This window comes from Arthrobacter sp. CAL618 (genome assembly GCF_000468215.1).
In the GTDB taxonomy this organism is placed as follows: domain Bacteria; phylum Actinomycetota; class Actinomycetes; order Actinomycetales; family Micrococcaceae; genus Arthrobacter_D.
This window is the reverse complement of sequence record NZ_ASZW01000275.1, coordinates 1-17,999: the sequence shown is the minus strand read 5'-3', so window position 1 is coordinate 17,999 and position 17,999 is coordinate 1. Positions and strand designations below refer to the sequence as shown.

The following is a 17,999-nucleotide window of genomic DNA, read 5'->3' as shown; positions in this document are numbered from 1 at the left end:
GCCGCGCTAATGGATCCGGGGGAGAGGGCCTCAGCCGTGGGTGGGCTCGCCGGTGACCCGGTGGTCAGCAAGATTGAGACCCTCCTGCACGAGCCGGGCCAGGTGTCCATCGACGATGCTGTACACCACGTTGCGGCTCTCCTTGCGGGTGGTCACCAGACCGGAAAACCGCAGTTTCGCCAGGTGCTGGCTCACAGATGTCCGTGATGCGCCAGTCTGGTCGACGAGTGAACTGACGTCGTTCGGGGCCTGGGCGAGGATCCACAGGAGATGCAGCCGGGTCGGATCGGCAAGCATCCTGAACACCGCTGCGCCAGCCTCGAGGCGGACGTTGTCGGGGACGCCAGGGTGATGCAGGCTCGGCGCGGGGCCGCTTTCATGATTGATCACGTTACCGGGCCTGCTGTCTAACCGAAACCTTAGGCGGACCTGGGTGCTGGTCATCGGGCCACAACCGCAACGCGGCCACCGTCCCCAGCGTAGCGAGAGCAGAAAGGACTACTGCCGCGGCCGGTTGTCCCCACCCCGCACCAACCCAACCGGCGATCGGGTAGGTGACGATGAAGCAGGCGTGTGACAGGGAGAACTGTGCGGTGAAGAGGTAACTACGGGTGCGGTCGGTGGCGGCGCGCCGGAGCAGCCGCGCCGACGGCGTATTGATCATTGAGGTGCCCGCGCCCAGTACCATCCACAGAGCGAGAAGTAACAGCCAGGATTGTTCGGTCCAGGCGATCACCGCGGCCGCGGCGGTCGCGAGCGCCAGAATAACGCCGCCACGAACCATCATGGTGCGGTCCGTCACCCGCTCAAGGATCCGTGGAGCGGCTAGCGCAACGACCATTGAGCCAGCGCCATAGCAGGCGAGGGCCACAGCCAGATCAGTAGTAGACCCACCAAATACGTCCAGGGCGTAGACGACGGTATTGACCAGCACCAAAGCCGTCCCGGAGGCCACCACAAGGTTCAAAGCCATCAAGCCCCGGAGGGACGGGTTGCCGAGGAATATTCGCGTACCCAAAGTGGTCCGGTGTAGTAGAGATCCGGTTCGATCCAGTGCCGGTATCCGCGGCAGCGCGGTGGTAAGCACAATTATCGCGGAGAGCAAGAATCCGGCCATCGTCCCGACGAACAGGTTGTGGTAGCTCATGACCGTCAACAACACCGCAGCGATCAGTGGGCTAAGCAGCGACTCCAGATCGTAGGCCAAACGAGAGAGCGACAGGGCTCGGGTGTAATCTTTCTCCTTCGGCAGAATAACCGGTATGAGAGCCTGAAATGCCGGAGTGAACGTGGCGGATGCGGATTGCAGGAGGAATACCAGCACATAAATCTGCCAGACCTGGTCAATGAAGGGTAATGCGAGAGCGATGGCCGCGCGCATCAGATCCGCCGCGACAAGAACCGTTTTGCGGGGTAACCGCTGAACCAGGGCAGCCATTATCGGAGCGACGAAAACGTAGGCCAGCATTTTGATAGTCAACGCGGTACCCAACACCGCACCGGCCTTCCCGCCGGCCAGATCAAAAGCCAACAGGCCTAGTGCCACAGTCAGCAAACCCGTGCCTAAGAGTGCAAGAATCTGTGCTGTGAACAGCCTCCGATAGGCGACAACCTTGAGAACCTCAAGCATGCGAATCCTGTCCATTAAAACTGCACTGAAGACCTGTCCCATCTAGATATAGCATTAAGTGCACACACATGCACACTTTATTCAGAACAGGCTCGCCCCAGGTGCGGGGCCAAAGGTTGACAGAGCTGTTTTCTGGTATCCGTGTGGATACTGCCAACAACATCTAGATCGCCCGCATCGGGTGATGCTCAAGCGATTTGCCCGAGGGATACTGGCCAAACCAACGGAGCCGGAGGGCGGAATGGTGTGGTGGCGTAGAAGAATTCGGCCCGATCCCGGTCTCGCTGTCGCCGAACCGACTGAAATTCGCTCCGAACCACGGGCCGGTGAGGTATCCGCTCGGTCGTACAGGTCGGCGGCCATTCTCGCCGGGCTGGGTGGGGCCACGGTCACGGTGTTCGGCATCTCCGCCATTCAGGGGTTCTTTGCCCCGGTATTTCTGGCGCTGATCCTCACAATTTGTGCGCATCCGCTGCGACTCACGCTTGAACGCCATGGAACACCCCCAGGGGTCGCCACCGGCACCGTCATTGCAGCGGTCTTTGCTCTGCTTGCCGCATTCGTAGCGGCGCTCGTGGTGGCGTTCGCGCAGTTCGCAGCCCTCTTGCCACAGTACGCTTCGCAGATCCAGGAGATCGGCCAAACGATCGCCAATATGCTGGCTGCCACCGGGCTCGATCAACAACAGATCCAGGCAGCCGTTTCAAATCTGGATTCGGGAAGAATTGTCGCCGTTGTCGGTGGCATCCTCGGTTCGGTCGCGGGCATGACCTTCGCACTTGTCATCATCCTCACCACGCTCATCCTGATGGCTATGGACGCGACATCCATCCCGAAAGTCTTCGGTGAATTGGAGCCGGAACACCCCGCTGTGGTCGAGGCTCTGCAGTCCTTTGCGATCGGTGTGCGGAAGTATATGGTCGCCACCACCGGTCTGGGGATCGCCCAGGGGGTTCTCAACTGGGTGGCACTTTTGCTGCTCGGTGTGCCGGGCGCTTTTCTTTGGGGTCTACTGGCGTTCATCTGCAGCTTCATCCCGAACATCGGCTACTTCATCGCAATCACTCCTCCACTGGTGTTCGGCTTTTTCGTTGGTGGGTGGAGTACCGTCGTCGCGGTCGTCGTCGTCTACGGAGTGATCAACCTCGTTGTGCAGTCGATAATCCAACCCAGGATCGTGGGGAATGCGGTCGCCCTCAGCCAGACCGTCACCTTTGTCTCCGTTCTGTTCTGGGCGGTGGTCATCGGCCCAATCGGGGCAATTCTGGCGATCCCGCTCACCCTGCTGGTCCGCACAGTCCTGATCGACTCCAGCCCGGCTGCACAGTGGTGGCGGCCCATCATCGGTGGCTTCAGCCAGAAACGGGACCCATAATTGGCCCACCTGGTGCCCTTTTCTGGGACACCGGGAGTCCTATGATTGGCGCAGACCTATTCGTAGGCGAAGGAGACTGATGGCAAAGCTCATCTACTCAATGATCACGTCGCTTGACGGTTACGCAGAGGCAGCGAAGGGCGACATTGGCCGAGGAGCAGAAGATCAGAAAGTGCATACTTTTATCGGGGATATCTTCCGCCCCGTCCGCACCTTCCTCTACGGCCGGCGGATGTACGAGACGATGGTCTTCTGGGAGACAGCACACGCAGAGCCGGATGTGCCGCCGCATATAGTGCAGTACGCCCGCGACTGGCAGGCCGCAGAGAAGATCGTTTACTCCACAACACTAGAGTCGGTGTCCAGCACAAAGACCCGGATCCAGAGAACCTTCGATCCGGAGATGGTGCGCAGGCTTAAGGCCGAGTCTGATCACGACCTCAGCGTTGATGGTCCAAACCTCGCGGCCCAGGCCATTGCGGCTGGCCTGGTGGATGAGTATCACCTGTTCATCACCACCAGCGTGGTCGGCGGCGGCAAACGGTTCTTTCCCACCGGTGTGCGACTGGACCTGGAGTTGGTTCAGGAACGTGCGTTCTCCACTGGGCTCATCTACGCCCGCTATCGAACGCGCTGAAGCCTCCTCTGGGGGATGCCACTCACCAGCCGCCTCGTGTGTGCGTGTGACCCTTGCGGGCGTCGTCGGGCATTGCCATTTCTGCCCGCAGACCAAGAAGTCGAATGGGACGACCCGCCTCGATCCCGCTTGCGAGATCCGCTGTACGCGCAAGTATCTCGTTTCGATCTGATGTCGCAGAGATCCTCCGTGCGTGGGTCTTGGTGAAGAACGGTGCGTACCTCACCTTGAGGGTGAGGCCAACAACTGGCCGTCCCTCGGCCGATACCTCTGTCATGACCCGCAGTGCGAGCTCCTGCACGGCGTCGTTAATGTGAACTGGGTCGGTTAGGTCCTGTTGGAAGGTGGTTTCGCGGCTGTGTCCTCGGGCAACCCAGGGAGTGTCATCCACAACGCTGGTGCCGTCCCCGCGTCCAAGCTCCGCGTACCAGGGCCCCATTTTTGGACCAAACTCCGGGACGAGACCTTCGGGGTCGGACGCACCAAGTTCGGCCACGGTGGTGATACCGAGTTTGGCCAGCCGGCCGGAGACTTTGGTGCCAACGCCCCAAAGGTCCTTCGTCGGTCGAGTTCCCATGACGTCGAGCCAATTTTTCGCGGTGAGACGGAAGACGCCCGCCGGTTTACCGAAACCGGTGGCGACCTTGGCTCGAACCAGTGTGTCCCCGATGCCGATGCTGCAACGGAGCCGAGTTTGATCCAATACAGCGGCTTGCAGCCGACGGGCGTAGGCTTCTGGATCGTCGGTCTCAATACCAACAAAGGCTTCATCCCAGCCCAGCACCTGCACTGTGGCACCCGGCTGGCCCCGCAGGGTGGTCATCACCGTTTCAGACGCAGCGAGATAGGCTGCCTGGTCGACGGGCAGGATGACCGCCTGGGGTGCTTTCCTGGCGGCAACGCGGAGGGGCATCCCCGATCCGACGCCGAATGCCCTGGCTTCGTAGGATGCGGTCGACACCACGGCTCGTTCCGCCGGATCGCCCCTACCCCCGACAATGATCGGTTTGCCGGCGAGTTCCGGGCGACGCAACACTTCGACCGCCGCGATGAACTGATCGAGGTCGACGTGCAACACCCAGTGCACTCCGCTCACACCTGATGTGTCCGACAGGAACGGCGGGAAATCCTGGAATCCGACACTAGACAGTGAGAGAGCGGTTCAGTACAGCTTGCGCCGTCTCCCGCAGATTCTTATTGTTCGAGCGGGCGTGGTTACGAAGTCGACGGAATGCCTCGTTAGTGTCAATGTCATCGATGTGGGCAATCATGCCCTTGGCCTGCTCAATGACGATCCGACTGTTCAGGGCGTCCTGCAGTTGCTGATTGACGACGGCGGATTCCGACGCCGTCTTTTTCTGCAGGATGCTGATGGTGGACACATCAGCCAAGGCCTGCCCAATCGCAACGTCTTCGTCGGACAGCTCCCCGGTTTCAGTCCGAAACAGGTTCATCGCGCCAATAGTCCGCCCCTGCACCCTCATTGGGAAAGCATGGACTGAACGGAACCCCTGGGTCGCGGCGGCCCTCCTGAAGTCTGGCCACCGATCTTCAGTCCCGGCAATGTCACGGACGGTCACGGGTACCCCGGTGACATAGCAGTCAACGCACGGCCCTGCTCCAGATTCCTGTTGCAGCGCCTCGACCAGTTGGCTTTCCTCGCTGGTTGACGCGAGCACCTGCAGGACGCCGTCCGGGCCAGCCAGCATTAGCCCGGCGGCGGCGGCGTCGAGCAATTCAACAGACTCTTCAACGAGAGTATGCAGCAGCTCCAACACGTCATAGTCACCCACGAGCGTGTCCGCAATCTTGACGAACGCTGCACTGACCCGGCTGGAGCGGGTCTCGATTTCCATGGGCACATGCTAACAAATCTGGCGTTACTTGCTCACCCTATTTGCAAACTGAAATCCAGTTGCCTGCTCAGCACGGAGTCGCAGGTTGCGCGAAGCGTGGATCCGCTGGCAAACGCGTGGGCTCGCAGCATCATCAGTGCATCGGCAGCCGACCCCCCGGTTTGCGCCAACACCATGCCGGTTGCCTGATGTATCTCACGTCGTGAGAGCAACGAGCCGGACTGGACTGAGTCATCGGCGGACTCAAGCGTCAGTATGCTGCGCAGCAGGGACCACGCCGCCCTGTCGCTGAGCGAGCTTGCCACAGTGAGATCGCTATTGCTGAGAGGTCCGGGGTCGAAACTATAGAGTTCCACCACGCCAATGTTCATGGCACCAACGACCAACGGGAAGACGAAGAGTGCCTGCGCGTCCGTCGCCAGGAGGGCCTTCCCAAACACTGGCCAATTCTCGTGGGATGCGCGACGCACCTGGGGTATCAATATTGGTGTCCGAGACCTGATAGCCGCCCACCGTGGACCTTCCCCCAGGTCGAACTGCAACTCATCCAGTTCCCCTGAAAGGGTGTCAGTAGCGCACAGCGTTGTTTCTTGTAGGGACCCGCCGAGCGCCGATAACGCGGCTCCGGTCACCGGCAGTGCGTCCAGATAGGACGCACAGACGTTGGAACCTAACTGTTCCAGCTCGGCCACGCTTCCGTTAGCCATCGCCCGAACATTCTTCACCCCAAAGAGCCCCAAAGGACATCTTCTCCACCCTTCCCCGGGTCGTTTTCCTAGCCAAAGGAACGACGAACGGATTGAACTGGCGCCAGCCCCTATTCTAGTCTCGACGGACCCTCCCGGCACAGTCTTATCCTCCCCATAATTGGGGTGGGCGGTCCAGTGGGGAAGCGGACTTTGAACCTCTTGTGCGGTCCCGAAGCATCGCATCGTCGTCAACAGTTAGGCTCAGTGTAGACCGTGGAGATGTGGGTGACCCAGTCCAAGGCTGAGTCGCTCTAGGTCGACTCAAAGCTCAGGTTCCGACGCTCCAGGAGGCAGGGTATCGAGTCATCACCTACGACGGTAACTCAATACCTCATGCAGACCGTCGAGAATCCCGATGGGCCGTTGACCAAGGACGTCGCGGCCGGGATGACCGAAGAATTGACGAAGGATGAGGAAAGTTTCTGCGACAAGGGTGCGCCGGATGGCTGCAACGTCAGCCATCCGGACGAGTGGAACAACGCTCTGATTTCGTCTGTGCAGTAGTAAGTAGCCGTAAGCAACACCATGCGGGTGATCCGCCTGCCCGTTCGTCGGCAGGCGGATCATCGCTAGGCTACCGGCCCTTCCGGCCGAGCTTTGCCAGGAGGTCCTCTTCGGCGTCGGCTCCGGGCTTGACGCCGGTCGGGATCCGGAACAGGAAGAACAGGCCAAGCACCCACCAGAGCCCAAACAGGATCCACGGTGGGGGAGTGAGGGCCGCGGGCATGCCCGGGAGGTACAGGCTCAGCAGGCCTACGCAGAGCACCACCGCGGAGAAGCCGATAATGACTCCACCATTGCCTGCACCACCGATCCGCAGGGGCCGGTCCATGGCTGGTTCCTTGCGGCGCAGAATGATGAACACGATTGCCACCAGAAGGTAGGCGATCACAATGCTGGGGGCGCCAGAGTCCACCAGCCAGACCAGCATCGCCTCACCGAAGAACGGCGCGAGGAACGACAAGCCGCCGATGAAAAGCAAAGCGTTGACAGGCGTGCGGTATTTCGGGTGCAGTACGCCAAACCATCGCGGGAGCATGCCGGACCGGGCCATCGAATACATCAGCCGTGACGCGCCCAACAGCAGTGAGTTCCAGGACGTCAGGATCCCGGCGATACCGCCGGCAATCAGGATCTTCGCCATTACATCTGTACCAAATAGTGCACCCATCGCATCCGCCGTCGCGATATCAGCCTGAGCGATCTCGTTGGCAGGCATTGCCGAGGACGTCGTGAGAACCGTCATCACGTACCAAATGGTTGCGAGAACCACTGCGATAACCACCAGACGGCCGATCTGTCGCGGTGGAATGTTCACTTCCTCCGCAGACTGCGGGATGACATCGAAGCCCACAAACAGGAACGGCACCACTACCAGTACGGCGAAGTATCCGCCCATCCCTCCGGTGAAGAAGGGCTCCATGTTGTCGGTTGATCCACCGGTAAAGGAGCCGAATATCAGCATCAAGCCGATGATCAGCAGCAGCAGTACGACGAAGGTCTGGGCCACACCTGCCAGCTTCACTCCCCGGATATTGACACCGGTAATGACGACGGCGGCGATGGCACCGACCAGGGCCCAGGTGAGATGCACCTGGCTGCCGGCGATTTCCCACAGCGGCACCTGATTCAGATCAGGGAAGAGGTAAAGAGCGGTGCGGGGGAGCGCCACCGCTTCAAACGCCACAATGGTGACGTAGCCGCCGGTGATGGCCCAGGACCCGATGAAGGACCAGCGCGGACCCATGCCTCGCAGGAGGAAGTTGTGCTCACCGCCTGCTTTGGGCATCGCCGCGGTGAGTTCGGCGTAGGTCAACCCGACGACGGCCATGATTACACCACCCGTGATCATGGCGAGGGTGGCGCCCATGGTGCCGGCGTCGGCAATCCAGCCCCCGGTCAGCACTACCCAGCCGAACCCGATCATGGCACCGAAGCCCAGTGCCAAAGCGTCCCAGTTGCCGAGAACTTTCAGGAGCGAAGTCTCCGTCGGTGTAGATGGTGCTTTGCCCATGGGTGCCTCTTTCGTGGTGGATCAGTGACGATTAGGAACACAGTAATACCGATTGGTCCATGAGTCTGTAGCGAGTCGATACATTACTTGTGGCGCACCACCACCCGGGTCAGTGTTAGTGACCTTCTGGAGGTTGCACCGTGTCACCGTCGTCGCTGTCTTGGGCGCAAGGAGTTGCGAACTGGTCGATTCTGGGAGGTTTTCCGCGGGCCATCCGCTGAAATGTCCGAGGCGAATGGCATACTTTTTGTACTGCGACGGTATCCTCCGTCGATGTTCACCATGGGGGAAACATGGATCACAGTCCTAGCTCCGCTACGCACGGCAACACCGACGAGCCAACAGACCTTACCGGGTCGACGAAGACGGGGCGCTCAAACGATGACCGGGCGCTGGAAGTACCGCCCTATGCGCTGGATTTCCACCCCGCGTACTGGCCATGAAGCTCCCACAGTGGGCGGGCAGCAGCGGTGAGTGAACTCAAACCAACGGACAGAGCTGGCGGGTAAGACAGGGTCCAACTCGCCACAGGCGCGCAAGGCTGGCGGCTGCGGCACACCGGGTCCTGCCGATTAAAGCGATAAGGCGATTTCCGTGCTACGGAAATCGCCTTTTCGCATGGTTCACCCCGGGTTATGCGTCCCGGTTCTTGGTGGGTGGTTGCTCGCTCCGGTCGGTGCCGGGTGCAGCATCTTCCGCTGCAGGTGCTGTCACTGTTTCATTTGCTGGGTTGTCCTGGTAAACATCAGGGATTCCGTCGCCGTCGTCGTCGACGTTTTCCTCAGCCTCAATCGCCTTGTACTGCTTGTTACGTGCTCGCAGGATGACTGACGCAACGAGTGCCGCAACAATGGACGCCGTGAGGATGCCGACCTTGGCGTGATCATTGGTGGAGCCGTCTGGGGTGAAACTCAGATCCGCAATCAGGAGGGAGACCGTGAAGCCAATTCCCGCCAGCAGCGCCACCCCGATCAGGTCCACCCAACGCAGGGCAGGGTCGAGGTTGACCCTGGTGAGTTTGGTGAGCAGCCAGGTGGTCCCGACAATGCCGATGGGCTTGCCGATCACCAGGCCAAGAATGATTCCGAGCGCCACCGGATCGGTCACCGCTGAAACAAACCCGCTCCAGCCGCCGATGGTGACACCTGCAGAGAAGAAAGCGAAGACGGGGACGGCGAAACCTGCGGATAGTGGCCGGATCCGGTGTTCGAACAGCTCCGCCAGGCCCGGGCCCGCATCAGGTCCCGCGGTGGCCTTTCGATGCAGCACGGGGACGGTAAACCCGAGGATAACCCCAGCGACTGTCGCGTGGATACCACCGGCGTGCACGAGGGCCCAGACGACAAAGCCGATGGGCAGCAGGATGAACCAGGCAGCGGACGGTTTCAGGTGAAAAAACTCGCGATACTTCTGCGCCAGCACCGCGTAAAGCGCCAGCGGGATGAGGGCCAGAAGCAGGGGGGTGACCTGGATATCGTCCGAGTAGAAGATGGCAATGATGGAAATGGCGATCAGATCGTCAACTACAGCGAGCGTCAACAGGAAAATCCTGAGCGCGCTGGGCAGATGTGATCCCACAATGGCCAGCACTGCGACGGCGAAGGCGATGTCGGTGGCGGTGGGAATGGCCCACCCACGGAGGGTGTCCGGGCTGAAGATGTTGATCCCGACATAGACCAGGGCCGGGACGACTACGCCGCCGACTGCTGCAGCAACCGGGACTATCGCCTTGCGTGGGTTACGCAGATCCCCTGCTACAAATTCCCGTTTCAGTTCGAGACCAACAAGAAAGAAGAAGACAGCCAGCAGGCCGTCAGCCGCCCAGGCACCGAGGCTTAGTTCCAGATGCCACGGCTCGTAGCCGAAGGTGAAGTCCCGCAACGCGAAGTAGCTATCGGCCGCGGGGGAGTTGGCCCAGATGATTGCTGCGGTGGCAGTGATCACGAGCAGGATGCCGCCAACGGTTTCCTTACGGAGGATCTCGCCGACTCTGAGTGATTCTGAGTATGTGCCGCGGCCGAGCAACCCTGATTTTGGTTTGGGCTCGGTGGTGGGGTCTGCCATAAGTAAAGCTCCTGGATTGGGGTCGACAAAGATAATGCCGACCAGTCTTCCCGGCTCACCTTCGTTTCAGTCTACCGGTCCCGCACCCTATGAGGTCCAGTGGGTTCTGATTGAGCCGCCGCCGTGCAGTGACTTAACGGGGCTGCCTTTTCCTCCGGATAGCGATCCGGCGGGTGAGATCGGAGGCTGCAAGGACGGCAACGGTGATGGATATCGCGATCAGGGCGAGCATGAAATAGAGCCCAATCAGGGTAGCCATGGGGGACTGTGCCTCGCGCAGCATCGCCAGTCCTCCCACCAGCCCAACAGCCCAGAAAGCCACCACGCAGGCGAGGACTCCCACTGCGGGCAACCAGTCACGATTGGTCCGCAGCCACCGCCACGTGCCAGCCGTCACCTTGTTCATTTTCTCCATGCCTCATAGTGCGCCCTGTGGCGGCCGGATCACCGCTGGGACACGTGTCGGCTCGGTCACGTTTCGATGTCCTGATCCAGGCGGAATGGTGGGTACTCATCACGCATCAGGGAACCGTAGGCCAGAACCCGGTAGATCCAGCGGTTCAAGCCGATGATGAAAGCGAACAAAGGCCGCGGGTAGTTGCCGGTGAAGAGCATGGCCACCACCCCGACCAGCACCAGCAGCCCTAGCAAGGACAGGCCGCCGGTGGCGTCATACTCTCCACTTTGCACCTGCCAGCCCCAGGTGGCTGAGCCGGTGATAGCAGCCACGATGAGCAGGTGTGGGATCAGAAGGAGCCAGGATTTGATGAGCACCAGACCACGGGAGAGCCGCTCCGGATACTCCACCACGATGTCGGCTGGGTAATCGGTGCGTCCCAGAGTGAATGGGGGATACCTATCGGTGCCGGCAGCTGCATAGGCGTAGAAGGCCACCCGCCAGTTCCATCGCAGTACCCCCACGTTGAATTTGAAGAGCGAGCGGGGGTAGCGGCCGGTGAAGAGGATCGCGAACCAGGCCACCAGGGTGGTCACGGCGAAGGCGAACCAGAGGAAAAACAGTACGAAGAAATGTGGAATGGCCAGGAACCATTTCACCAGCCACATCCAACGGGACAGTGCGGGGTCGAGTTGCGCAACGAGGTGCACCGGGTACGACGGCGGTCCGGCAGCAACTCCGGCAGCAACTCCGGCAGTCGGTCCGGTCACCGGGGCAGCCCGACGCGGCGTGGTTTCGGGGCCGGCGGTGCCGGATTCGGGTTGGTTGCGTCCCAGCCCGATGGCGCCGATAACAAGGAGAGGCAGACCGATGGCCAGGGTTACAAGGCCGATGATGAGGACGATCGCGCCGGCAGGGCGAATCAGTTCGGACCGGAAGCCAGCCTGGAGATCGACCGAGAAGCCAGGCGAAGCATCGGCATTCATCACGACGACGGTCCAGTTGCCCGGCTCGATGTCCCAGATGAGTTCCTGCTCTCCCGGCCCTGATGCTGAGGCAGCCCAAAAATCCTGGGATTCTGGTTCCGCTGGTGCTGCTGACCCCGAAATGTTGCGGTAAACCGGACGGAATGGATCGAAGTCGACGTCCCGCAGTTCGGTGCGGTTAACCCCAGCGAGGTACTCGTCGACCTCATCCTGTGGTGCCAGGCCAATAAAAATTTCAGCGTCCGGTTCGGCGGCGCGCAACCTGAGCGTCCCGACGTCGAACGGGAGGCGTTCCGGTGTACCCTCGCCGAATGCCTCAAGACTCGGCGAGACAAGCGCATGGGACGCGACAGCGTAGCGTTCGGTCGGGGAGGTGAAATAACCGTCGTCCCGCTGATCGGAGGCAACCCACGCGACGGCGATTCCTCCGGCCGCCATCGACGCGCCGATGATCGACAGGATGATCCCGATGATGAGCATTGCGATTGAACCTGCTCTGTTCATGGAAAGACTCCCCTCCCGCCGAACGGCGTCCTGCCGTCCTGTGCTGTCGCCTAAGAGTGTTGGCGCACCGATATCGCTCGATAGGGTCGAAAGTCCCAAGAGTTGTGGGTGTCCACGCAGCCCTGGTCGTCGCAGCTCTATTCGGGCACAAAGGCACTTCCTGCGGTTCCCGGGCGCCGGTACATCTAGCTGATGACCAGATCACCGACACTTGCGGCAGCGCAGCCACCCTTCGACGCCGTCATCTTTGATTTGGATGGCGTGGTCACCAACACGGCGGTCATTCATCAGCGGGCCTGGGAGGATGTCTTCGAAGCAATCATCAATGATCCAAGATGCCCGTCCGACGCTGACCGTTCCCCCTTTACCCAGGACGACTACTTCAGGACCGTTGACGGTAAACCACGGGAGTCGGGACTGATCGACCTGCTGGCGTCGCGCGGGATTCCCCTCGGCCTGGGTCAGGTCACGGATGCCGTGGGGGACTGGACCGCATATGGGTTGGGGGCGCTCAAGAACAGGGCCTACCTGGAACGGCTCGCTGCAGACGGTGTGCAGGCCTACCCGGGAACCAGTCGGCTGCTCAAGACGATGCAGGATGAGGGCGTGCCCGCTGCGATCGTGACCTCCAGCCGGAATGCCATGCCGGTGTTGTCCGCTGCAGGGTTGGCCGACGCTTTCCAGGTGGTAGTGGATGGGACGCTTGCCCTACAGTTGGGCCTGCCCGGCAAGCCAGCACCGGACGTCTTCCTTGAAGCCGCCCACCGGTTGGGGGTATCACCCGAACGTGCCGTTGTCATTGAGGATTCGGTGGCCGGTGTGTTGGCAGCCCGCCGCGGCGGCTTTGGTCGTGTTGTAGGCATCGACCGGCTCACGGCACGCCGGACGCTTGAAGAGGCTGGAGCGCACGTCGTGCTAAACGACGTGAGCCAGCTGGATCTTGGCGTGGTCCTCGGGGACCCCTGGCAGCTGGTGTATCGGGGCATGAATTCCGATCATGAGGGCCACCGTGAAGCGCTGACAACCCTCGGCAACGGCTATCTGGGTGTGAGGGGGGCAGCGCCGGAGGGCGGAGAATTTTCGTACCCAGGGATGTATCTGGCTGGGGTCTTCAACCGATTGGAGAAGCAGGTTGGCGGGAGCCGTGTGCTCGAGGAACACCTGGTCAATGCCCCGGATTGTCTCTCGCTGGACATTCGAGTCGATAGTGGCGACTGGTGGTCGGCGGGAGGTCTGCGGGTCATCAGCGAGCTACGAACCCTGGATCTGGCGAGAGCGGTCCTGGAAAGGCAGGTTGTCCTCGAGACCGCTGCCGGCCGGCACCTGCGGGTCGAGCAGCAAAGGTTCGTCTCAATGGCCGAATGCCACCTGCTCGCCACCGAAACCCGGGTCACCCCCTTGGGCTGGGATGGCGCCATCACGTTCCGCACGGGGGTCAATACCGGGACCCGAAACACGAACCTTCCGGACCCCAATGGTGGTGCACGGGTACATCTCCTTGACTGCACCGCCGACGACCACGGGCAAGCCGTCACCGAAACCATTGTCGAAGCTGAAACCACGCAAAGCCGGATCCGCATCGCCGTCGCCTTCAGGGCCGCAGTCGACGGGGAGACAACGCAGGGAATCCCCGGGCGCATCGGCCAGCATCATTTTCGACTGTACGAATCGACCTTGATGGACGGCGAACCGACAGTCCTGACAAAGGTGGTTGCGGTGGTGACATCCCGGGACCGGGCCATTTCCTCGCCGCGAACCGAAGCTCAGTCAATTCTCGCCCGTTCGGGCAGGAACTTCGAGGCGCTCCTTGCGTCGCACGGGGCCGCCTGGCAGCGCCTCCTCCGTCCTTTCCGGGTGGATCTCGACGCGCCGACGCAAGTGCGCCTTGTCCTGAACCTGCACCTGTTCCATTTGCTCCAGACCTTGACACCGCACACCGTGGAACTCGACGCCGGGGTCCCCGCCAGGGGCCTGCACGGAGAAGGCTACCGGGGGCAGATTTTCTGGGACGAGCTCTTCGTGCTCCCGGTTCTCACACTCAGAACTCCCGACGTCGCACGCGCCCTCCTCAACTACCGCTGGCGACGGCTTCCCGCCGCCCGCCAAGCCGCAGCAGACCAGGGCCGAACCGGAGCAATGTTCCCCTGGCAAAGTGGAAGCGACGGCACCGAAGAGACACCCCGCTGGTTGTACAACCACCGTTCAGGCAGGTGGATGGCCGACAATTCCCACCTCCAGCGGCACGTGGGGCTAGCGGTCGCTTTCAACGCCTGGCAGTACTACGAGGCCACAGTCGATCGTGCATGGCTCTTCAGCAAGGGTGCAGACCTGATCGTGGGGGTGTGTCGTTACTTCGCGTCCCTGGTGGAGTACGAGGCGGCCACTGACCGCCACCATCTCCGGGGACTGGCCGGACCCGATGAGTATCACACCCGACGGCCGGGTAGCGACCATCCTGGCGTGGACGACAACTCCTACACCAACGTGATGGCGTCCTGGGTCTTCGTCCGGGCCGCAACCCTCCACCGGACCTTCGTTGGGCATGAGCTCGACGATCTGGAGGCGCGATTGGGAATCAACGCTGATGAGGTGGCGCGCTGGGAACGGATGGGGCGGTCAATGTACGTGCCTTTTGAGGCTGACGGCACCATCAGCCAGTTCGATGGGTACGGCGACCTGGTGGAGCTGGACTGGGCGCGATACCGCGAGACCTACGGCAACATCGAACGCCTTGATCTCATCCTTGAGGCCGAGGGTGACACCGTTGACCGCTACAAGCTAGCGAAACAGGCCGACGTACTCATGTTGCCCTATCTTCTCGGTCACGGCGGGCTGATCACGCAGTTGGCGCACCTCGGCTACACCCTGACTCGGGAACAGCTGGCTCGGACCATCGACTACTACCTGGCCCGAACCGCCCACGGATCGACCCTGAGCAGGGTGGTGCACGCCTCGGTGCTCGCTTCGACCGATCCCAACCGGGCGTGGGACAGCTTCCGTGAGGCGTTGGATGCCGACCTGGACGACACCCAAGACGGGACCACCAAATCAGGCATCCATTTGGGCGCCATGGCCGGAACGATCGATGTCGTGCAGCGCAGCTTCGCCGGACTTCGACTGAACGGTGACCATTTGGTGTTTGAGCCGAGCATGCCTGCCGGGCTGGGTGCAGTAGCCTTCAGCATCTCGTATCGGGGGCATCAGCTCCAGATCAATTTGAGTCCAGGCTGTCTCGACATCTCCTCCGCGCCGGGGGACGCTGCCCCGATCTGGATTCAGGTGAACGCTCAAACGAAGCCCCTGGCCGCCGGGGACCTGAAAAGATTCAGTCTGTGACCAGCCGTCAGCGAGCCGTTTCTCGGGGTGGGGCCTTTATGCCCTGTTGATCCCACCGCCGCGACCCTATCGTCACTGTCATGACTAACCAGCGATCCCTGCCGTCGGTCGAGACTCTGCAATCGCAGGCTTGTTGGGACCTGTTGCGGAGTACTTCAGTGGGGCGGCTTGCGGTCTGGGTTGAGGATCACCCCGACATTTTCCCCGTCAACTACAAGGTGGACCACGGCAGTCTAGTGTTCCGCACCGGGGAGGGCACCAAACTCCAGGCAGCAGCAGGCGACACTCCCGTCGCTCTCGAGGCCGACGGCGTTCTGGTGGATGCGAATGTGGCCTGGAGCGTGGTGGTGAAAGGCCGGGCGGAAGTCATCGAGCTCACACCAGACACCCTCGACTCAGTGGGGCTTCTGCTTTTCCCCTGGCAGGCAGGCCAGAAGGACCATTTCGTCCGCATCGTCCCGACATCCCTGACCGGACGCCGCTTCGCCGTGACCCCGCCCCTGATGTGGTGGAGTCCTCTCAGCGACGACCTGCGCGCAAAACTCGAACGTTTGAAGGAAGAAACCGATTGAAAGCCCTCGTTTTCAACCCCACTGGGAGTAGACCCTGAGCCGCGAACCCATCGGGCCGATCAACTTGATCACCAGGTTTCCGTTGGTGTCCGCGACCCTCCTTGTCGGAGTCGGCGTGGCGGTGCTCCTCGTCAGCTCGCAGCCTGCTGCCGCACAACTGGCTGCGAGCAGCTACGCCCTCGCCGTTGCAGTGTTCCGCTCCGTGACGATGGTCCGGGGACTGTTCCACGGTCGATTGGGTATCGATTTGCTCGCTGTCGCAGCGATCGGCTCAACGGTGGCGGTCGGCGAGTACATTGCTTCCCTGATCGTCGTCCTCATGTTGACCGGGGGCGAGGCGCTGGAAGACTTCGCGCACGGACGGGCAACGAAAGAGTTGCGCGCGCTACTCGATCGCTCCCCCCGCACAGCGCACCGCGAATCACCGGGGCTTCCCCTGCAGGACATCCCGGTGGCGGACGTCGTACCGGGGGATTTCCTGCTCGTTCGGCCCGCCGAGACGGTACCGGTCGACGGCACGCTGGCGTCCGATGCCGGTACCTTCGACGAGGCTGCCCTGACAGGGGAAAGTCTTCCCGTGGAACGGGTACACGGTGACCGTTTGCTCAGTGGCACCGTGAATGGGGCCGATGCAGTCCGCATGAAGGCGACCGCCACCGCATCCAATTCCCAGTACAGCCAGATCGTTGCCCTCGTCCAGGAGGCGGCAGCAAGCCGGGCACCGATGGTCCGACTGGCCGATCGATACGCCGTCCCGTTCACCGTGTTCGCGTTTATCCTGGCTGGGGTGGCCTGGTTCCTCAGCCAGGACGCAGCACGTTTTGCCCAGGTGCTGGTGGTCGCAACCCCTTGCCCGCTGCTGATCGCAGCCCCTGTTGCGTTCCTTGCCGGCACCAGCCGGGCCGCCCATGCTGGGATTATCATCAAGAATGCGGGGACGCTGGAGCAGCTCAGCCGGGTACGGACCGCCGTGTTCGATAAGACCGGGACGCTCACGTCCGGGCGTCCTACCCTCCTGCAGGTCCAGATCGCGGTGGGAACCGGGGACGCCCTCACTGAGGAACGGTTGTTGCAGCTTGTCGCTTCGGCGGAGCAGTATTCGTCCCACGTCCTCGCGGGGTCCGTCATCGAAGCCGCTTCGGCGCGTGGACTGACCCTTCTGCCGGCGGAGAACGCGAGCGAACACGCCACCGATGGAGTGAGCGCCGATTGCGGCGGGTACACGGTGATTGTGGGGAAGCCAGCCTTCGTCCGCGCCCGGACCTCCGGATTTGAAAGCGTCGACCTGGTCAGTGGTCAGTTGGGGATCTACATTGGAGTCGACGGGATCTACGCCGGGGCTCTGATCATGAGCGACCCCTTGCGTGCCAACGCCGTCGATACCCTGGCCGCGCTTAGACGGTTGGGCGTTTCAGAGACTGTTCTGCTGACGGGTGATGCCGCTTCCACGGCCGAACACATTGCCGATGAAGCGGGAATCACCCGCTTCATCGCTGATTGTCTCCCGGTCGACAAGGTGAATGAGGTCGCCTCCCTGTCATTGCGGCCGGTGATGATGGTCGGGGATGGAGTCAACGACGCTCCGGTGCTGGCAGCGGCCGACGTCGGCATCGCGATGGGTGCCAAAGGTTCCACTGCCGCCAGCGAATCCGCCGACGTCGTGCTGATGCTCGACGACCTGTCACGAGTCGCTACGGCCGTCGACATTGGTCAGCACACCATCCGGGTGGCGAAAGCCAGTATCTGGACGGGGATTGTTCTCAGTGTCGTCCTAATGATCGCTGCATCCCTGGGGATGGTTCCCGCGGTGGCTGGCGCGTTGCTGCAGGAGTTGGTGGATCTCGCAACCATCCTTAACGCGCTCCGGGCGCTCGGCGGG

General features: G+C 61.7%; 15 protein-coding genes. 6 read left to right on the top strand and 9 right to left on the bottom strand.

The window, feature by feature from the left end:
• Positions 1-30: 30 nt before the first annotated feature.
• A complete protein-coding gene (locus tag K728_RS0116790; protein WP_019481403.1) occupies positions 31-390 on the bottom strand; it encodes an ArsR/SmtB family transcription factor in 360 nt (119 codons plus the stop codon).
• A 1-nt stretch (position 391) separates the two neighbouring features.
• Positions 392-1,630, bottom strand: coding sequence for an MFS transporter (locus K728_RS0116785; protein WP_024475558.1), 1,239 nt, complete (start codon positions 1,628-1,630; stop codon positions 392-394).
• 184 nt (positions 1,631-1,814) lie between these two features.
• Between K728_RS0116785 and K728_RS0116780 the strand changes: the two genes are divergently transcribed.
• Positions 1,815-3,005, top strand: a complete 1,191-nt coding sequence (locus K728_RS0116780) for an AI-2E family transporter (RefSeq protein ID WP_237742064.1) — start codon at positions 1,815-1,817, stop codon at positions 3,003-3,005.
• Between the two features lie 79 nt (positions 3,006-3,084).
• A complete protein-coding gene (locus tag K728_RS0116775; RefSeq protein ID WP_024475560.1) occupies positions 3,085-3,642 on the top strand; it encodes a dihydrofolate reductase family protein in 558 nt (185 codons plus the stop codon).
• Between the two features lie 22 nt (positions 3,643-3,664).
• Here the strand turns inward: K728_RS0116775 and K728_RS0116770 are convergent, their stop codons facing one another.
• From K728_RS0116770 to K728_RS0116760, 3 genes are read right to left on the bottom strand one after another with little or no spacing between them, the layout of a single operon-like run.
• Positions 3,665-4,738, bottom strand: coding sequence for a DNA polymerase IV (locus tag K728_RS0116770; protein ID WP_443110897.1), 1,074 nt, complete (start codon positions 4,736-4,738; stop codon positions 3,665-3,667).
• A gap of 46 nt (positions 4,739-4,784) precedes the next feature.
• Entirely contained in the window at positions 4,785-5,498 is a 714-nt protein-coding gene (locus K728_RS0116765) for a GAF and ANTAR domain-containing protein (RefSeq protein ID WP_024475562.1), read from the bottom strand.
• Positions 5,499-5,530: 32 nt separating this feature from the next.
• Entirely contained in the window at positions 5,531-6,205 is a 675-nt protein-coding gene (locus tag K728_RS0116760; protein WP_237742065.1) for a GAF and ANTAR domain-containing protein, read from the bottom strand.
• Positions 6,206-6,580: 375 nt separating this feature from the next.
• On the opposite strand from K728_RS0116760, the gene K728_RS21065 reads away from it, so the two are divergent.
• Positions 6,581-6,751 carry a hypothetical protein gene (locus K728_RS21065; protein WP_156911119.1) on the top strand — a complete coding sequence of 57 codons (171 nt, stop codon included), beginning with the start codon at positions 6,581-6,583 and terminating at the stop codon, positions 6,749-6,751.
• 70 nt (positions 6,752-6,821) lie between these two features.
• On the opposite strand, the gene K728_RS0116750 is transcribed toward K728_RS21065, so the two are convergent.
• The 4 genes from K728_RS0116750 to K728_RS0116735 all read right to left on the bottom strand — a co-directional run bounded on the left by K728_RS0116750 (position 6,822) and on the right by K728_RS0116735 (position 12,212).
• Positions 6,822-8,261, bottom strand: a complete 1,440-nt coding sequence (locus tag K728_RS0116750; protein ID WP_019481411.1) for an APC family permease — start codon at positions 8,259-8,261, stop codon at positions 6,822-6,824.
• Between the two features lie 633 nt (positions 8,262-8,894).
• Complete coding sequence (gene nhaA, locus K728_RS0116745) at positions 8,895-10,325, bottom strand: Na+/H+ antiporter NhaA (protein ID WP_024475564.1); 1,431 nt, start codon at positions 10,323-10,325, stop codon at positions 8,895-8,897.
• Positions 10,326-10,458: 133 nt separating this feature from the next.
• The gene (locus K728_RS0116740) at positions 10,459-10,731 is read right to left on the bottom strand and encodes a hypothetical protein (RefSeq protein WP_019481413.1); all 273 of its coding nucleotides are present in this window, start codon (positions 10,729-10,731) and stop codon (positions 10,459-10,461) included.
• Positions 10,732-10,796: 65 nt separating this feature from the next.
• Positions 10,797-12,212: a DUF4389 domain-containing protein gene (locus K728_RS0116735; RefSeq protein ID WP_024475565.1), complete on the bottom strand. Its 1,416-nt coding sequence runs from the start codon at positions 12,210-12,212 to the stop codon at positions 10,797-10,799.
• A gap of 192 nt (positions 12,213-12,404) precedes the next feature.
• Between K728_RS0116735 and K728_RS0116730 the strand changes: the two genes are divergently transcribed.
• The 3 genes from K728_RS0116730 to K728_RS0116720 form a co-directional block, all read left to right on the top strand.
• A complete protein-coding gene (locus K728_RS0116730; RefSeq protein WP_024475566.1) occupies positions 12,405-15,548 on the top strand; it encodes an HAD-IA family hydrolase in 3,144 nt (1,047 codons plus the stop codon).
• Between the two features lie 80 nt (positions 15,549-15,628).
• The gene (locus tag K728_RS0116725) at positions 15,629-16,120 is read left to right on the top strand and encodes a pyridoxamine 5'-phosphate oxidase family protein (protein WP_024475567.1); all 492 of its coding nucleotides are present in this window, start codon (positions 15,629-15,631) and stop codon (positions 16,118-16,120) included.
• Between the two features lie 85 nt (positions 16,121-16,205).
• A partial coding sequence (locus K728_RS0116720; RefSeq protein ID WP_237742066.1) for a heavy metal translocating P-type ATPase occupies positions 16,206-17,999 on the top strand: 1,794 nt, incomplete at its 3' end.